Origin of the sequence: Microlunatus endophyticus, assembly GCF_014646195.1 — a bacterium.
In the GTDB taxonomy this organism is placed as follows: Bacteria; Actinomycetota; Actinomycetes; order Propionibacteriales; family Propionibacteriaceae; genus Microlunatus; species Microlunatus endophyticus.
In genome coordinates, this window is the sequence record NZ_BMMZ01000008.1 from 86578 (window position 1) to 103095 (window position 16518).

15 protein-coding genes and 1 riboswitch are annotated in these 16518 nt (G+C 67.7%); of the genes, 10 read left to right on the forward strand and 5 right to left on the reverse strand.

The genetic code is table 11. The features are described from left to right. The first annotated feature begins 273 nt into the window (after window positions 1-273). A riboswitch (ZMP/ZTP riboswitch) is annotated at window positions 274-367 on the forward strand. Between the two features lie 28 nt (window positions 368-395). Further along, window positions 396-1706, forward strand: coding sequence for a serine hydroxymethyltransferase (gene glyA / locus IEY07_RS15860; RefSeq protein ID WP_188896368.1), 1311 nt, complete (start codon window positions 396-398; stop codon window positions 1704-1706). Here glyA and IEY07_RS15865 read toward each other — a convergent pair. Further along, complete coding sequence (locus IEY07_RS15865) at window positions 1658-2299, reverse strand: TetR/AcrR family transcriptional regulator (protein WP_229670172.1); 642 nt, start codon at window positions 2297-2299, stop codon at window positions 1658-1660. The two genes, glyA and IEY07_RS15865, sit on opposite strands and share 49 nt — an antisense overlap. 105 nt (window positions 2300-2404) lie before the next feature. Here IEY07_RS15865 and IEY07_RS15870 point away from each other — a divergent pair, with 105 nt between their 5' ends. Next, window positions 2405-3811, forward strand: a complete 1407-nt coding sequence (locus IEY07_RS15870) for a DHA2 family efflux MFS transporter permease subunit (RefSeq protein WP_188896370.1) — start codon at window positions 2405-2407, stop codon at window positions 3809-3811. Here IEY07_RS15870 and IEY07_RS15875 read toward each other — a convergent pair. Together IEY07_RS15875 and IEY07_RS15880 are read right to left on the reverse strand one after the other, a co-directional pair. Further along, complete coding sequence (locus tag IEY07_RS15875) at window positions 3779-5113, reverse strand: MFS transporter (protein WP_188896371.1); 1335 nt, start codon at window positions 5111-5113, stop codon at window positions 3779-3781. The genes IEY07_RS15870 and IEY07_RS15875 overlap by 33 nt on opposite strands. Window positions 5114-5162: 49 nt before the next feature. Further along, window positions 5163-6230, reverse strand: a complete 1068-nt coding sequence (locus IEY07_RS15880; RefSeq protein ID WP_188896372.1) for an LCP family protein — start codon at window positions 6228-6230, stop codon at window positions 5163-5165. A gap of 205 nt (window positions 6231-6435) precedes the next feature. On the opposite strand from IEY07_RS15880, the gene IEY07_RS15885 reads away from it, so the two are divergent. After that, window positions 6436-6825 carry a hypothetical protein gene (locus IEY07_RS15885; protein WP_188896373.1) on the forward strand — a complete coding sequence of 130 codons (390 nt, stop codon included), beginning with the start codon at window positions 6436-6438 and terminating at the stop codon, window positions 6823-6825. Between the two features lie 34 nt (window positions 6826-6859). On the opposite strand, the gene IEY07_RS24245 is transcribed toward IEY07_RS15885, so the two are convergent. Then, on the reverse strand, window positions 6860-8551 hold the full coding sequence (locus tag IEY07_RS24245; protein ID WP_229670173.1) for an ABC transporter ATP-binding protein: 1692 nt from the start codon (window positions 8549-8551) through the stop codon (window positions 6860-6862). Beyond that, on the reverse strand, window positions 8541-9422 hold the full coding sequence (locus IEY07_RS15895; protein ID WP_188896374.1) for an ABC transporter permease: 882 nt from the start codon (window positions 9420-9422) through the stop codon (window positions 8541-8543). The genes IEY07_RS24245 and IEY07_RS15895 overlap by 11 nt, the downstream gene beginning before the upstream one ends. 675 nt (window positions 9423-10097) lie before the next feature. On the opposite strand from IEY07_RS15895, the gene IEY07_RS15900 reads away from it, so the two are divergent. The 7 genes from IEY07_RS15900 (at window position 10098) to IEY07_RS15930 (ending at window position 16504) form a co-directional block, all read left to right on the forward strand. Next, a complete protein-coding gene (locus IEY07_RS15900) occupies window positions 10098-10895 on the forward strand; it encodes an RNA polymerase sigma factor (protein ID WP_188896375.1) in 798 nt (265 codons plus the stop codon). A gap of 231 nt (window positions 10896-11126) precedes the next feature. Continuing rightward, window positions 11127-11852 (forward strand): CpaB family protein, encoded by a 726-nt coding sequence (locus IEY07_RS15905; RefSeq protein ID WP_188896376.1) that lies wholly within the window; start codon window positions 11127-11129, stop codon window positions 11850-11852. Beyond that, on the forward strand, window positions 11852-12814 hold the full coding sequence (locus tag IEY07_RS15910) for a CpaE/TadZ family protein (protein ID WP_188896377.1): 963 nt from the start codon (window positions 11852-11854) through the stop codon (window positions 12812-12814). Before IEY07_RS15905 ends, IEY07_RS15910 begins: the two co-directional genes overlap by 1 nt. Further along, window positions 12807-14393, forward strand: coding sequence for a TadA family conjugal transfer-associated ATPase (locus IEY07_RS15915; RefSeq protein ID WP_188896378.1), 1587 nt, complete (start codon window positions 12807-12809; stop codon window positions 14391-14393). The genes IEY07_RS15910 and IEY07_RS15915 overlap by 8 nt, the downstream gene beginning before the upstream one ends. After that, the gene (locus IEY07_RS15920; RefSeq protein ID WP_188896379.1) at window positions 14393-15277 is read left to right on the forward strand and encodes a type II secretion system F family protein; all 885 of its coding nucleotides are present in this window, start codon (window positions 14393-14395) and stop codon (window positions 15275-15277) included. Before IEY07_RS15915 ends, IEY07_RS15920 begins: the two co-directional genes overlap by 1 nt. Next, window positions 15274-16179 carry a type II secretion system F family protein gene (locus IEY07_RS15925; protein ID WP_188896380.1) on the forward strand — a complete coding sequence of 302 codons (906 nt, stop codon included), beginning with the start codon at window positions 15274-15276 and terminating at the stop codon, window positions 16177-16179. Before IEY07_RS15920 ends, IEY07_RS15925 begins: the two co-directional genes overlap by 4 nt. A 130-nt stretch (window positions 16180-16309) precedes the next feature. Further along, window positions 16310-16504: a hypothetical protein gene (locus IEY07_RS15930; protein ID WP_188896381.1), complete on the forward strand. Its 195-nt coding sequence runs from the start codon at window positions 16310-16312 to the stop codon at window positions 16502-16504. The last annotated feature ends 14 nt before the right edge of the window (window positions 16505-16518 follow it).

The window sequence follows — 16518 nt, forward strand, 5'->3', positions numbered from 1 at the left end:
GCGATCCGGGTTCATCCCGATCTCACACCCAGGCTGCCGGCGAGGTCCTCGGCCAACATCGGGGTCCGGGTGACAGCCAACACACTGCGCGCGTTGAGCTCTATGTTCGAATCCGTGGGTGACCAGCGGTGCCAGCCCTGGATATCTGTCGACGAAACGACCCGATGCCGTGATGATCCGACGACGTGATCGAGCTCAGCCTGCAGACAATCTGACATCGCTCGAAAACACGGATCGAGGGTTAGGATCGGCTCCGAGATCAGCAGCGAGAATCCGAGCGGTCGTGACTGGCGAAGCGGGGAGATCACCCCGAGGAAGCGACCACCCGAACCATCGAGATTCGCGAGCCGCCGCCTGGGCCCCGATCCGCACGAATTCGTACGGAGGGAAGTCCCATGATCAGCACAACCGAGATCGATCCGGCCGGCATCGCCGGGGACGCGCTGGCTGCAGCCGACCCGCAGCTGGCGGACCTGGTGGCCCGCGAGGAGCAGCTCCAATCGCGGACGCTGCGACTGATCCCGAGCGAGAACTATGTGTCGGCCGCTGTGTTGCGAGCCTCCGGAACGGTGCTGCAGAACAAGTACAGCGAGGGCTACCCGGGCCGGCGCTACTACGAGGGCCAGCAGGTGATCGACCAGATCGAGCGGCTGGCCCGATCCCGTGCCGAACGACTGTTCGGAGTCGATCATGCCAACGTGCAGCCGTACTCGGGCTCGCCCGCCAATCTTGCGGTCTACCTGGCCTTCGCCGAGCCCGGTGACGCCGTACTGGGGATGTCGCTGCCGATGGGCGGTCACCTGACCCACGGCTGGAAGGTGTCGGCAACCGGGCGCTGGTTCACAGGCGTCCAGTACGACGTCCGGCGCGACACCGGCCGGATCGATCTCGATCAGGTCCGTGATCTTGCTCGGGAGCATCGGCCCAGGATCCTCATCTGCGGCGGTACGGCGATCCCGCGGACGATCGACTTCGCTGGATTCGCCGCGATCGCCCAGGAGGTCGGCGCCGTGCTGGTAGCCGATATCGGCCACATCGCGGGCTTGGTGGTCGGCGGGGCCCATCCGAGTCCCGTCGGGCACGCCCCGGTGATCACCACGACCACCCACAAGACCCTGCGCGGACCGCGCGGCGCGATGATCTTGACCGACAACGATCACGCCAAGGCCGTCGACCGGGCCGTCTTTCCCGGCCTGCAAGGCGGTCCGCACAACCACACGACTGCTGCCATCGCAGTCGCCCTGCACGAGGCGGCGCAGCCGCCCTTCGCCGACTACGCGCGCGCTGTGGTCGCCAACGCGCAGGCACTGGCCGCGGAGTTGATCACTCGCGGCTACCAGCTGGTTTCGGGCGGCACCGACAACCACCTGATCTTGATCGACCTGACGACCAAGGGCGTACCCGGCAAGATCGCCGCGCAGGGTCTGGACCGGGCCGGGCTGGTCACCAACTACAACACCGTTCCGTACGATCCCCGCCCGCCGTTCGATCCGTCCGGTCTCCGGATCGGTACGCCGGCGCTTACCTCCCGTGGCATCGGGGTCGATCAGATGCCGATCATCGCCGGGTGGCTGGACCGGGGTATCGCGGCCGCCGGGCGTGGCAACGAGGAGGAGCTGGCGACAATCCGCGCGGAGGTCTTCGAGCTGCTGGGGGCCTATCCAGCGCCCGGTGTCGGAGAATCATCGGTTGGGTCAGCTTCCTGACGGTCAGGTTCCTGACGCGAGGATCCTGACGGGCGTACGAGCGGTATGAACACCTCGTCGACGATGGATTCGATCACCTCGTCGGGGACCGGTCGGTTGGTCATCAGCAACTCGTGCCGGTAGAGGTCGAGCGCCACGCCGCGGACCCGCGGCGTGAGCCTGGCCGGATCCGCCTCGCCTCGTCGGACCGCCCGATCGAGCAACTCGTCGATACCGGTCCGACGGCCGGCGACGTAGGTCTCGCGCAGGTCGGCGAAACTCCTGCCGGTTTCGGCGTAGAACGCACCGAGCCGCGCCGACATCAAGATCCCCAGCGGTGCGCGGTTGCGATTGGCCGACCGCAGCATCTCGACCATGTCCCCGCGCAGGCTGCCGGTGTCGGCGACTTCCACCCGGAGCCGGAAGCCGCTGTGGCCGATCGCGGCCATCACGAAGTCGGGTTTGGACGGCCAGCGGCGGTAGACGACGGCCCGGCTGGTGCGGGCCCGGGCCGCGACTGACTCGATTGTGAAGCTGTCGTAACCCTTCTCGGCCAGTTCTTCCCAGGCAGCGTCCAGGAGGGCGTTCTCAAGTGCGGCGCCGCGGCGCCGCACCGGCTTCTCTTCTTCAGGAGATTCTTTAGGAGACACAGTGTTCCCTATGCTACTCTTGCAAGTAAGAGACAGTATGTATCTAAGACTGCACCTGAAGGAGCGGCAATGTCCGGGACCGCGCAGGTCCAGGAGCCGACCAAACTCGATCCGGCGCTGATCCGCGTCGTGATCGCCGTCCTGGTCGGCGGCCTGGCCGTCGTCTTCGACACCACCATCGTGGCTGTGGCGCTACACACGCTGGCGACCGATCTGCACACCAGCGTCGCGACGATCCAGTGGGTCAGCACCGGCTACCTGCTGGCGCTCGGCGTCACGATCCCGATCGCCGGCTGGGCCCAGCGCCGGATCGGCATCAAGCGGCTGTGGCTGATTGCCCTGGTGATCTTCGGACTCGGTTCGGTGCTGTGCACCTTCGCCTGGAACGCGCCAAGCCTGATCGGCTTCCGGGTCTTCCAGGGCATCGGCGGCGGCATCATGCTGCCCCTGATGACCACGCTGGTCATGCAGGCCGCGGGGGGAGCCGGGCTCGGCCGGATCATGTCGGTGGTCAGTCTGCCGACTGTGCTCGGCCCCGTGCTCGGCCCGGTCGCGGGCGGCCTGATCCTTGATCACTGGCACTGGTCGTGGCTCTTCTGGGTGAATGTCCCGTTCTGCGCCGTTGGCGTCGTGCTGGCCGCGGTGATGCTGCCCAAGGACGGCCCGGTGACTCGGCCGAAGCTGGACGTGGTCGGTGTCGTCCTGGTGTCACCCGGTCTGGTCGGCGTGCTCTACGGCCTCAGCCGGAGCAGCCAGGCCGGTGGCTTCGGCCGAGCCGATGTCCTGGTCCCGCTGATCGGCGGTCTGGTCCTGATCCTGGCCTTCGTCGGCTGGAGCCTGCGCCGCAAGGCGGCGTTGATCAACGTCCGACTGCTCGACCACTGGCCGCTGGCCTCGTCGTCGCTGCTGCTCTTCCTGTCCGGCATCGCCCTCTACGGTGCGATGTTGCTGCTGCCGCTCTACTACCAGCAGCTGCGAGGGATGTCGGCACTCGGGGCGGGCCTGATGCTGATCCCACAGGGCCTGGGCACCTTCGTCAGTCGCAACATCGCCGGCCGGCTGTCCGACACCATGGGCGCGCGCTGGCTGGCGGTGATCGGCTTCGGCGTTGTCGTCGTCGGCACACTGCCCTTCGCCTTCGCCGGCGGCACGACCAACGAGGTGGTGCTGCTGGTCACGCTGTTCGTCCGCGGTCTCGGCCTCGGCGCGGTGACCATCCCGTTGATGGCCCTGGCCTTCCGGGGCCTGGAGCGGGCTGACATCCCGGATGCCAGCATCATCAGCCGGATCGCGAGCCAGGTCGGCGGCGCCTTCGGCACGGCCGTGCTCGCGGTGATCCTGCAGCACGCTCTGCTGGGAGCGCACAGCGTCGCGGCAGCGGCGACGGCGTTCCAGGTGTCCTTCTGGTGGTCGGTCGGGTTCGCGGCGGTGGCAGCCAGTCTGTCACTGGTGCTGCCGGGCCGGCCCCGACAGTGATTCGGCGCCCTGGTCCCAGGCGAGCCCTCGGCCCAGCAGGGCGAAGATCACGCCGGTGATCAGATAGCAGCCGCTGATGATCACCAGCACCGGCACCGATCGGCCGTTGACCGGCAGTACCAGGGCTCCGATGCCGGCCGCGGCCACCAAGGCGGCGTTGAAGATCATGTCGTAGATCACGAAGACCCGGCCCTTGAAGTCGTCGTCGACGTGGGCCTGGACGAAGGTGTCGACATTGATCTTGATCGCCTGGGCCAGCACACCGCACAGGAAGGCGGCGACCAGGATGCCGGCCCGGGTGTAGGTGGCACCGGGAAACGTCTGCAGCACGGCCGATCCGACGAAGCAGATGATCATCCAGGACCGGGCGCCGACCCGGTGCCGGACGATCGGCGTCACCGCCGCCGCCAGCACGAAGCCGATGCCGGTGACCAGCGCCAGGACCCCGAGCTCCCCGATCGCCGCATTGACCTCGCCGACAGTGTGGAAGTAGTTGCGATAGACCAGGATCGTGGCCACCGTGACCACTCCGTACGGGATCCGGTGCAGGCCGATCATGATCAGTCCGAGTCCGGCCTCCCGACGCTGCGCGAGATGCCGCACCGCGGCGCCGAGACCCCGGACGACGTCGGCGGCCCTGGTCCGCTCACTCTGCTCGTCGGGACCCAGCAGCGTACGACCGATCCGCAGGCTCAGCATCGCACCGACGAGGAAGCCGCACGCTGCCAGGGCGAAGAGCACGGCATCGGCGGTACCGGTGGAAACCCGGCCGCCGAGCACTAGCCGCAGGCCGGCAGCGACGCCACCGCCGATGATCACCGCCGCCGGACCCACCGTCGGGACGACGGAGTTGGCGACCAGATACTCATCCGGATTGATCGTGTGCGGCAGAGAGGCCGACAGGGCGGCGAGCAGGAAGCGGTTCAGACTCATCGCGAGCAGCACACCGCCGTAGAAGATCACTTTCTCGCCGCCGTCGGAAACACCACCGGAGACGATCGCGGCCAGGCCGAGCCCAAGGACGCACTGGATGATCTCGGTGATCACCAGGACCTGCCGGCGGGAGACGCGATCCAGGACGACCGAGACGAACGGGCCGAGGACCGAGAACGGCAGCAGCGTCAGCGCCAGGACGCCGGCGATCGCCGCCGCGTCCGGTTGGTGTTCGGGCGAGAAGAGTACGTAGGACGCCAGCGCAACCTGCAACACGGCATCGGCCGCCTGGGCGGCGATCCGGACGGCGAACAGCCGGCGGAACAGCGGGTAGCGCCAGAGCTGGCGCAGTCCCCGTACGAACTCCATCGACCCAACCTAAGCGGCGATCACCGGTGCCTGATCATCAGGGCGCGGATCACTTCGGGTACTTCTTGAGATAGGCGGCCAGCTTGTCGTGCTTGAGGTCCTTGGCCAGGACGGCCATCTTCGCCTGGTCGACGACGTCCACGTCGCCGATCCCGGCGACCGAACTGAAGCCGCTGATCGGTGCCTGGATCTGCTTGATGTCCGACGGCGTCATCCGCAACGACAGCGCCAGGTTGCGGATGTCGCTGTCGGTGAGGCTGTTGTCGACGGTGACGTCCTCGGCGACGCCGGAGACGAAGCTGTTGAATTTCAGCGGATTAGTCAGCGTTCCGCCGGACAGACCCTTGGCCATGATCGCCTGCACCACCTTGCGCTGGTTCGCGGCGCGGTCGAGGTCACCGTTGGGCAGGCTGTGCCGTTCCCGGACGAACCAGAGCGCCTTCTGCCCCTGGATGGTGATCTTGCCCTTGGGGTAGGTGAAACCGTGCGAGCTGAAGGCGTAGCTGTTGTCGATCGTGACGCCGCCGAGGGTGTTGGTCAGATTGATGAAGCCCTCGAAGTCGACCTGCGCGACGTGGTCCATCCGGACCCCGGTCAGCTGCTCCAGCGTCGACACGGTCAGCTGCGGGCCACCGAAGGCGTACGCGGCGTTGATCTTGTTCTTGCCGTGGGCGGGAATGTCGACGTACATGTCCCGCGGGAAGGAGATGATGTAGACGGCCTTCCGGTCGGCGTCCAGGTGCACGATCATCAAGGTGTCGCTACGGGCGTTGTCCTGGATGTTCTTGGCGTCGCGGCTGTCCGAACCCATCAGGACGAAATTCAGGGATTTGTCGGTGCTCGCCTTGGACGGCCGTGGACTCTCGCCGGCTGCCGTCGGCGAGTCCGGAGGCAGGTTGTCGGCCCGTTTGAGGTTACTGCTGACACTGTGGTCGAGCGACAGCGCGTACAGACCGCCGGCAGCGACCACGACCGCGACCAGCACGATGAAGCTGATCAGCAGGCGCTTGGGCCAGCGGCGACGTTTCGCGCGGCGCGGGGTCGCCGGGGCTCCGTCAGCGGCCTGGTCGTCGGCGAAGATGCCGATGCCGTCGTCGTCGGGCGGGGTAGTGCTCACCAGCGTCAACCATCCTCGTGTATCCGTACGGAACCCCGGCTGTGCCCGGGTCGGTAGGAGACTGACCCGCTGCCGGGGTGGATGCACTTTTCCCCGGGGCTGGGCTGAGTCTACGGTCCCGCGGTGAAAGACACATGAGATCTGCCGCTACCCAGGCTGAGAGGATTCCTGTGAGTTTTCCGGCCGGCGCTCGTACGATCGCGGTATGGCACGAGCGGACGATGCGGCACGGCGCGCGGAACTGGCGGCCGGCGACGTCCGGGCCGAGGCGGTCCGGGCCCAGCGCCTGATCGACGCTTTCCTGGCCGCCGCTGCAGCGGCCGGCCTGGCTCCGCAACCGCTGGAGGCCCGCCTGCTGTCCGGCCCGACAGTGCGCACTGACAAGACCGGCTGGTATCTGCGCCGGGACCGCAGTGTCGCGATCGGCTCCGACGGCGGCTACTACCAGCTGCTCGTCCCCGGCGGCCTGCGCGAACGGATCCGCGGCGTACGGCTGCCGCCCACTCCGCCGCCCCTGGTGGTCGGGCGCGGCGGCAAGGACGGCGAAACCGGTCCGCTGCAGGACTTCCTGGACCGGTTGCTCAGCACGTCCTGAGCCGGCGGACAGCCGACAGCGGCTCCCGGGTGTCTCAGACGTCCTCGAAGTCGCTGGCCTTGCGCGCTTTCCGGTCCGCCCGCAGGGTGCTGAGGTACTTGTCGACGACCTCCGCCGGCTCGCCACGGGCGATCAGGCGGCCCTTGTCGATCCAGATCGCCTGGTCGCAGAGCTCGGTGATGCTGCCCAGGCCGTGGCTGACCAGGAACATGGCGCGCGCCTTGTCCCGGAGCTCGGTCATCTTGGCGCTCGCCTTGTCCTTGAAATGGGCGTCGCCGGTGGACAGGCCCTCGTCGATCATCAGGATGTCGGGCTCCATGTGCACGGCGATCGCGAACGAGATCCGCGCCGCCATACCCGACGAGTAGGTGCGCATCGGCATGTCGATGAAGTCGCCGAGCTCGGTCCAGTCGGCGATCTCTCCCGCGCGCTCGACAGCCTCGTCCTTGGACAGTCCGGCGGCCAGCGCACCCAGGATGATGTTCTCCCGGCCCGAGAGGCTGTGGTTGAAGTTGACTCCCAGCGCCAGCAGGGTGCTGGCCCGGCCCCACACCTCGACAGTGCCCGAGGTTGGCGGCAGGATGCCCGACAATGTCCGCATCAGGGTCGACTTCCCGGCGCCGTTGCGGCCGATGATGCCGACCGAACTGCCGGTCTTGACCTCGAACGAGATGTCCTGCAGTGCCTTGATCTCGCGGACCGCGCGCTGGCCGCGGCCGAGCCGCATGACCGCCTGGCGGAAGGTCGGTTTCTTCTCGAAGCTGGTCCGATAGGTGACCGACAGGTCGGTGACCCGCACGGCGAGGTCGGTGCGCTGCTGGGCGGGCAGGTGCGACTGGTCCGGGATCTCCTCCCGTGGCGCGCGTGGTGTCATCCCCTGGAGCAGCTTGAAACGCTGCTTGCCACCGAGTGCCGCCTTGCCACCGGGTCTGCGCTTGGCGGCCTTCCTGGCGGGTTTGCGGGTGGGCTTGGACGGGGTGCCGAACCCGGTCGGCATGGGCAGCGGTTTGCCGTCCGGGCCGAGTACGGGTTCCGGCTCGCTCTCGGCGTCGGCGAATTGTGCCTGGGTTTCGGTCGTCTGGTTCTCGGTCGTCTGGCTTTGGGTCGCCCGGTTCCCGGCAGGCGGCTGTGCCGCCGCTATCCAAGCGCTCGCGCCGCTGAGCTGCCCCGGCTGCGAGGACTCGGACGGCTGATCGGCGGGCTCGTCGTCAGGTTGCTCGCGCGCCTGCGCCGCTGCCTCGTCCTTCGGGCGGTGGACCGCACGGTCGACCGGGTCGTCGACCGGATGGTCACCGGCCGCCTCACTCGCGGTGTCGTTGGACTGGTCGTAGGACGGGCGGTAGGACCTGTGGTCGGGCCGCTGTGCCGGCCCGTGGTCCGTCGTCTGGTCGGGTGTGTCGTCCGGTTCTTCGGTGTCCGGTAGCTCCCAACTCCAGCGCGGGTCACCTACTTCGGCGCGCCGTGCTCGCGCCGCGAGCCGGTCATGGAACCGGACCGGGGTCGAGGGCGAGCCAGGCGCGTCCGAGTCAGAGGTGTTCGAGTCAGAGGTGTTCGAGTCAGAGGTGTTCGAGTCAGAGGTGTTCGAGTCAGCTGCATCCGAGTGCGGCGGACGATCGGGCTGCTCGACGACTGCTGCCTCACCGGGCTGCAGGGCACGACGTGGCCGACCTCCGCCGGAGGCGTCCGGCGAGTCGGTGGGCCGATCGGCCGGCGTCTCAGAGGACACGGACAGCGAACTCACGCTCCCTGGAAATGAAGAACAGGAATCCTACGACGACCGAGGCGATCGCCCAAAAGGCGGCCGTCACCCATACGTGCAGTGCCGGCACGTGGCCGTTCTGGAGCAGTTGGCTGTACCCACCGAGCATGGTGTACATCGGGTTGCCCTCCATCAGGGACTGCACTGCCGGCGGCTTGCCTTTGATCTGGCTGGGCAGCCAGAGCACCGGGGAGAGGTACATCCACAGCCGCATGATGTACGGCAGGAAGTTCGCGAAGTCGCGGAAGTAGACGGTCAGCGTCGCCGCCAGCGCCGAAAGGCCCATGCCGAAGACCAGCAGACAACCGAGGAAGAAGATCCCGCCGATCATCGTGACGTGCCACTTCTCGCCGACCAAGAGGTGGATCAGCAGGTACAGCGGAATGGTCGGAAGGAAGCGGGTGAAGCCGGTCCGCACCGCCGACAGGGGGATCAGCAGCCTGGGGAAGTTGGTGTTGAGCAGCACCTTGCCGGCGCCGGTCACCGATTTCGCACCGGTGCTCAGGGCGTTCTGGCACAACCGGAAGGCGAACAGAGCACTGGTCAGGTGGGCGAAGGTATGGCCCGGTGTAGGGCCGGACGAGGAATGCCCGCGGATGAAGGTGATCATCACGAAGTAGATCGTCGACTGCAACATCGGATCGATCAGCAGCCACGCGGTGCCGAACACCGTGTTGTCGTGGGAGCCCCGGACCCGGGACTTGCTCATCTCCGTGGCGAACTCCCGCCGCCGCCAGACGAGTTTGAAGTACTCGACGAGGTTGGGCAGTCCGGCACGGTGCGGTGTGAACTGCTGATACATCGATTCCTCGGGGGGCGCACTGGCCTGGCCAGCCATCGATAGTGCTCCTCGTCTGTCCACTCTGGGCGCCGTTGGTGCCGACACTTCGGTGCCGAGCCGGGGGTTCCGGGTCGGCCCGGCCGCGGCGCGCAGCGTCAGGGCCCCAAACAGTCTGCCATGACCTGTCATGATCGGGCGTACGACGCTCAGCAAACCCGGCGCAGCGGTCGGGAATTCGGCCGGCGTTCATCCACGGGCGCCGGAGCGGACGGCCGGAGATGGTGAATCGGCCCCGACGTTTGAACGCCGAGGCCGACCCACGTCATCCAGCCCGGTGCGACACCACCACCTGACCCGGACAGCGTGTCGGGCAAACCTGGGCTGAAATCCCGCCGTACGTGCCCCCTGTTGGCCGGCGATCGGGGGCGTTCCGCACTCTCCCCGTGCGTTCGCCTCCGGAGGTCAGATTCGCGATCCAAGCTTGGAGTTGGACACGTGGCCGGGTCAGATTCGGGTCAGGATTTCGGCAACCCGGCGTTGATGTGAACGGCTTGCCCGTCACGACAGCTCTCGGGCACTGCCTGACACCCGGAACACGTCCCGTACGAACGCTTTCGTACGACCCGTGCACCGGCCCGCCGACCGGTGCGGACAACCGTTGTCACTGACGGACAACACCTGACCGGGTACGGACAACACCTCTGACAACACCCTCCCGCAAGGCTGCTGTATGTGAGAAACCCATGTGCCGCACGATCACGATTCGCCCTCGTCGATGCCCTCGACGCGGAATGGGCCGAGTTGGGCCGCGACCGGTTGCTGGCAGCCCACAGCCGCGCAGAGCTCGCCCACTGGGCCGTCGATCACCCGATCCTCCGTGACTGCGCCAGTCCGGCCGCCGTCCTGGACGCCATCCGATCAGATCCCGACCGGGTGCTCGCAGCCCTGATCGGCATTCATCAGTCCCAGCGAGCGCCGGGCACCGGTGCCGAGGACCATCTCGCCGGCCGGATCGTGCTGCAGGCGATGCTCGGCAAGGTCGTGGCGATGGCCGGCCGCGATTCGCGGCATGCGATCGAGGACTACATCGGCCAACTGTGGGCCAGGATCGACGGCTACCCACTGGCGCGGCGGCCGCGGAGGATCGCCGCCAATCTCGCCCTGGACACCTTGAAGGCGGTGACGCGGGACCTGCGGGCAGCGGGCCGGACGCTGCCGGTCACCACGGATGAGCTTGAGTTGGCGGGTCTGGCCCGCACCGTGGCTGGCGGGATCATCGCCGGACCGGATTTCTCGGAGGCTGACGCGGTCGCCGACCTGACGGCCCACCGGGTGCTGCGCACCGCACAGGAGCTGGGATTGATCGACGAGCCGACCCGACGACTTTTGCTCAGTGTCTACGCCGAAGGGTTGAGCAGTGTCGACGCTGCCGAACGCTATGGGCTCTCCCCGGCGACTGTCCGATTCCGCTGCAGCAGGGCGGTCCGGCAGATGGCCCGGCATGCGATGACGATCGCGGATGCGGCGTGATGGGCGGTGGTGACGGGCGATGGTGCGGGCCTTGCGTGAGGGAGGGAATGCAACAGCTGGGACACAAGTGCAGGTTTAGAGCCGTTGAATCTATTCGGGGGGTTGACAGGGTCAATAGCCGGGCTCAATTCTTTGGATTCCGAGTCAGAAGTGACCGACCTTGACCCGGACAACGGATAGAAACCTCGACAGAAAGTCTCTGGCTCTCCCCGAAAGAGAATGCGATCGAGCATGACCCTCGACGAGCAGACGCGGCCGTCGGCCGACCTTGCGCCGCCGGTGCCGGCGGCCGTGCAAGCCCGCACTCGCCGTAACCCCCGCTGGGTGGCACTGGGCGTCGTTGCAGTGTGCCTCGGTGCGATCGCATCGTTCTTCCTGTATTCGCAGTTGTCGGAGTCGCATCAGGTCGTGGCAATGCGGCAGACGGTGCATCGCGGCGGCACCATCACGGCAGCTGACCTCGGTCAGGTCCGGGTCGGCAGTACGGGCGGGATTGCGACCGTTCCGGCGGCACAACTGGATTCCTTGGTCGGCAAGGTCGCGGCATTCGACCTGGTCCAGGGCTCGCTGCTTCCCGCCGATGCGGTGACCACGGCGTTGCCACCCGACCACGGCAAGGACATCATCGGCATCCAGGTCGCCACCGGGAGAGCGCCCTCGGGTTTCCTCAGTCCCGGCAGCCCGGTGCACCTGGTGGTACTGCCGGCCGATGTCGGCCCGGGCAACGGCCCAGGCTCTGCGGCGACCGGCGCGCAGCAGCCCAGTAGCGGCTCGACGCCGGGTTCCAGCAGCAAGGAGGTCACCAACATCGCCACGATGGCCGCTGTGGTGATGAGTTCCACCGATGTCGACGACGGGGTGTACCTCGACCTCGAGATCGATTCCCGGATGGCAGCCGACGCCGCATCGTACGCGGCGCAGGACAGGGTCGTCGTCGTCCGGGACTCGGAGCGCTGATGGCACTGATCGTCCTCACCTCGGTCTCGGGCTCGCCGGGCGTGACCACCACCAGCGTCGGGCTCGCCCTGACCTGGCGGCGCGCGACACTGCTCGTCGATGCCGATCCAGCCGCTCACCAGGCCGTCCTGGCCGGGTATCTCGCTGGTCAGGTGGCGACGGCGAAGGGTCTGCAACGGGTCGCGGAAGCCCACCGCGACCGGAGACCGCTGCTCGAGGTCGTCAGTGACGAGACCGTCCCGCTGACCGCCGCCGATCACGAATGCGCCGTCCAGGATGATTCGCCCGGTGGGCCGATCGCAGACCGCGGGCCCGGGCGCCGGCTTCTCCCCGGCTTCGCCCGGCCCGCCAATGCAGGCCTGTTCGGGCCGGTCTGGCCCGAGCTCGCTGATGCCCTGATGCGACTGGAAGGTGCCGGCATCGATGTGATCGTCGACGTCGGCCGGATGGAGCGGCAAGGGCTTCCCCAGCCCCTGGTGGACCGTGCCGATCTGGTGCTACTGGTGACGCACAGCAACCTGCGATCCCTCGCCCCGGCGCGGACCTACGCTGGGCTGCTGCGCGAGCAGTCCCGGCTGGCAGGCGGTGAACTCAATCTCGGGGTGGTGGTCGTCGGCGACCAGTTGCCGTACGGGCGGCGGGAGATCAGCCGGCTGCTCGAGTTGCCGGTGGTCTCGGTGCTGCCGGTCGACGCTGCCGCCGCGGCCGTCTTCTCCGACGGGGCTCCGCGTCCACGACGGTTCGACCGGTCGCCGCTGGTTCGTGGGTTGCACCACGCCGTCGACGATCTGACCGGCCAGATCCGTCGCCGTCGCTCCCGGCTCGGACTGGAGGATGAGGTCGGCCCACCCATGCCGTCGACCATCTCGGCACAGGATCGGTCGGCCGTGCCACTCATGACCAACGCGTGGCTCCGGAGCACGGTCGACGGAGGAAACGTCGACGGAGGAAACCATGGCTGAGCACGACATCCCGCGTGCGGCCGCGTCGGCGCCGGCACTGCTGAATGTTCCGATCTTCGGTGCGCAGGACCTCCCTGCTGGCGACCTCGCCGGCGGGGACGTCGGTGCTGCCGGCGGCGCCGCCGACTCACCGTGGCTACGGACGACCCGGCAGCAGCCGGGATCCGCTGATCGCCGGCAGGCCAGGGCCGTCGATCGCCCCACGCGGCCCGTGGACCGGGGTCGCGAAGTGGACTGGGCTCAGGTGGTCCTGCTCCGCAAGGAAGCCTCCGAAGTGATCACCGGCGAGGTCCAGTCCTATCTCTCCGAGCACGGCAGAGCGATGCCGGCCGAGGACCGGCTCTTGATGGGCCGGGCGATCATCCGGCGGGTTGTCAACGATCATGTGCGGGCGCTGCATCGGGAGGGCTCGGCACTGTGGTCCCCGGAGACGGAGCAAACCTATGCCCAGGTCGTCGAGGACAGTGTCTTCGGTTACGGCCGGATGCAGCCGCTGTTCGAGCTCCCGGACGCGGAGAACATCGAGATCCACGGCTGGGACTCCGTCGTCGTGCAGTACGGCGACGGTCGTCGGGAGAAGCTACCACCGGTCGCCGACAGCGACGAGGAACTCGTCGACGCGATCCGGTTCCTGGGTGAGAACGCGCACCCGAGTCGCCCGTTCGACGACACGCACCCGACCATGACCCTGGCACTGGGCGACAGGTTCCGGCTGCACGCGATCGGCTTCGGGTTGTCCTACCGGCCGAGCATCGTCATCAGGCAACACACGCTGACTGACATCTCCTTGCTGGATCTGGCGCACGGCGGCTTGATGCCGATCGAGGTCGCGCAGTTCCTGGATGCGGCCGTGCTGGCACGAAAGTCGATGGTGATCTCCGGTGATCAAGGCGCCGGCAAGACGACCCTGCTGCGTGGCTTGATCAACTCGATCCCGTTCAGCGAGCGGTTCGGCACGCTGGAGACCGACTACGAATTGATGACCCACCTGCAACCCGGCCGCGAAAACATCCTCGCGCTCCAGGCGCGGATCGGCCATGGCGAGCGGGAGACCTCCGAAGCCGGTGGGAATGTCAGCGTCGCGGACCTGTTTCCCGAGGCGCTGCGGCAGAACCTGTCGCGTTTGGTGGTCGGCGAGGTGCGCGGTGGTGAGGCCTTCGCCATGTTCGAAGCCATGCAGGCCGGCGCCGGCACCCTGAGCACCACCCACTCGCATTCGGCGGAATCGACGATGGATCGGCTTGCTGCCCGGGTGGCGCAGGGCGGAGTGCTGACGATCGACGAGGCGTACCGTCAGATTGCGCTCAACATCGGCCTATTCATCTACGTCAAGCTGGTGGACGAGTCCTGGAAAGGCGGCACCCGGCACCGGTTCGTCTCCGAGATCCGCACCCTCAACCGCGCCATGGAGAACGGCAGGCCGGTCACTCATCTGGCCTACAGCTCGCACGGCACCGCGAAACAGCCGCCCGGATTCTTCCCCGATGCTGACTTCCAGGCCGACATCACGCCGTTCTACCGGCGCCTACCCGCCTCGGCGGCCCGCCTCGGCGCCGAACCTGCCGGCGGGGTGCGCTGATGGAACCGGTCGTGGCCGTATGGGCCGGGATGCTGCTCGTCGGCGGGGTGGTCCTGGTCGCTGCAGGACTGCGGCGTCGGGCGGAGATAGCCGCTTCGGCGGTGCGCCGCGAGGGTCCCTCCGTGGCGGAACTCTGGGCCCGGTTCAGTCGGCGGCCGCCCGGCGAGGCCGGCCGGCGGCGCGACCTGATCCTGCTCGCCGCTCTGGTCGCGGGTTTCGTGGTAGCGGCGATCACCGGTTGGGTGATCATGGTCGTGGTACTGCCCGCAGTGGCCTGGGTGCTCCCGCTGATACTCAGCCCGCCACGGGACCGCGACGTCGTACTGCTGGAGGCGCTCGACCGGTGGGTGCGCAGCCTGTCCGCGTCACTGCCCACCGGCAAGTCCGTGCCGGATGCCATCCGGCTGTCGGGACGTACGGCTCCTGATGCCATCGCAGAGCCGCTCGGAGGCCTGATCAGCCGGCTGAACAACCGCTGGGACAGCCGGGACGCCTTGATGCGGTTCGCCGATGATCTTGACAGTCCTGACTCCGATACCGTCATCGCGGCGCTGATCCTGGCTGCGAACCGGGGCGCGAACGGTGCGGCGCTGACGCTCTCCGAGCTCGCGGACTCGATCCAGTCCCAGCTGAAGGGCCGACGCGAGATCGCCACCGAGCGAGCCAAACCGTACATCGTGGTCCGGCAGGTCACCGTCATCACTGCGCTGACCCTGGGCGGTGCACTGACCTTCGCCCACACCTTCTTCGAGCCCTACGGAACGGGCATCGGGCAGCTGATTCTCGCCGTTCTGATCCTGCTGTACCTCGGTTCGCTGCTGCTGATGCGTCGTCGTGCAACGCCGCAGAAGCGCCAACGGATCCTGATCGGAGCCGGCCGGTGATCACCTTCGCACTGAGCTTCCTGACCGGGATCCTGATTGCCGGCGGCGCGGTACTGATCATCGCGGGAGCCGTTCGATCCACCCCGGAACTCGTCGCCACCGTGGCGAGGATGCAGCGCCCGGTGGGTCTCCAGCTGGCCGGCCACGACCGTTCGCTACCGCAGGCCGGCGGCAGCGTGACCGACCGTCTGGGCAGCTGGGTCTACCGCAGGACACCGGTCCCACTGTCCGCGGGCCAGCTGCGGGCCCTGCAGATCCGGGGCCGGTCGGTGATCGAGTTCTACGCGGACAAGGCCGTCTGGATGATCATCGGACTGACCATGCCGGCGCTGATCACCGGCGGATACGGATACCTCACCGGTGGCGTCCAACCGGCCGTCCCCCTGATCGCAGCCCTCGTCGGCGCCGTGGTCGGCTACTTCGTGCCCGACCTGCTGCTGCGTGGCCAGGCCACGGCGAACCGCCACGACGCGTCGGCGGCGCTGCTGATGTACATCGACCTGGTGACCCTCGAGCGACTGGCCAACGCGTCCGGCACCCAGGCCCTGCACAATGCGGCCGGATTGTCCGACGTTCCACTGTTCCGGCAGCTCCGGGGAGCGCTGGAGAGGGCGCGACTGGAGCAACAGGCGCCCTACCCCGAGTTGCGGCGGCTGGCCGACGAACTCGGGCTGCCCGAGATCCGCGACCTGGCCGACGTCATGCAGTTGGACGAGACCGGGGCCGCTCTTTCCGGCTCACTGCGTGCGCGGGCCCGGGAGCTGCGCGACGGGCACCTTGCCACCAGCATGCGTGAGGCCAACGCGGCCTCCGAGGGCATGACGATCTACATGACCATCCCGGCGCTGCTGCTCGGAGTGATGTTCATCGTCCCGGCGTTGATGCGGCTGGTGACCACATGAGCTCTGCGATGTCGACCGCCACCACCCCTCCGAGTTGTCCACAGGGCCACCCCCACCGGTCCGAAATCTTCTCTACCGTGAAGCCCAGGCGCCGCCTCGTTGCCCGGCGGGCCGCAGGAAAGGAAACGACATGACCCGATTGCTCGCCCTCTCCCTGGGATGGCTGATCGCGCCGACCAGACCTCGGCCCGATTCCGAACGTGGTCTGAGCCAGTCGACCGAGGTCGCGATCTTGCTGGGCGCAGCCGCAGCCGTAGCAATCGTGATCATGGTCTTCATCAAGACCTACGTCAGCCACCGGCTCGGCGAAGTCCAGAATCCGTAAGCACCGGACGACTA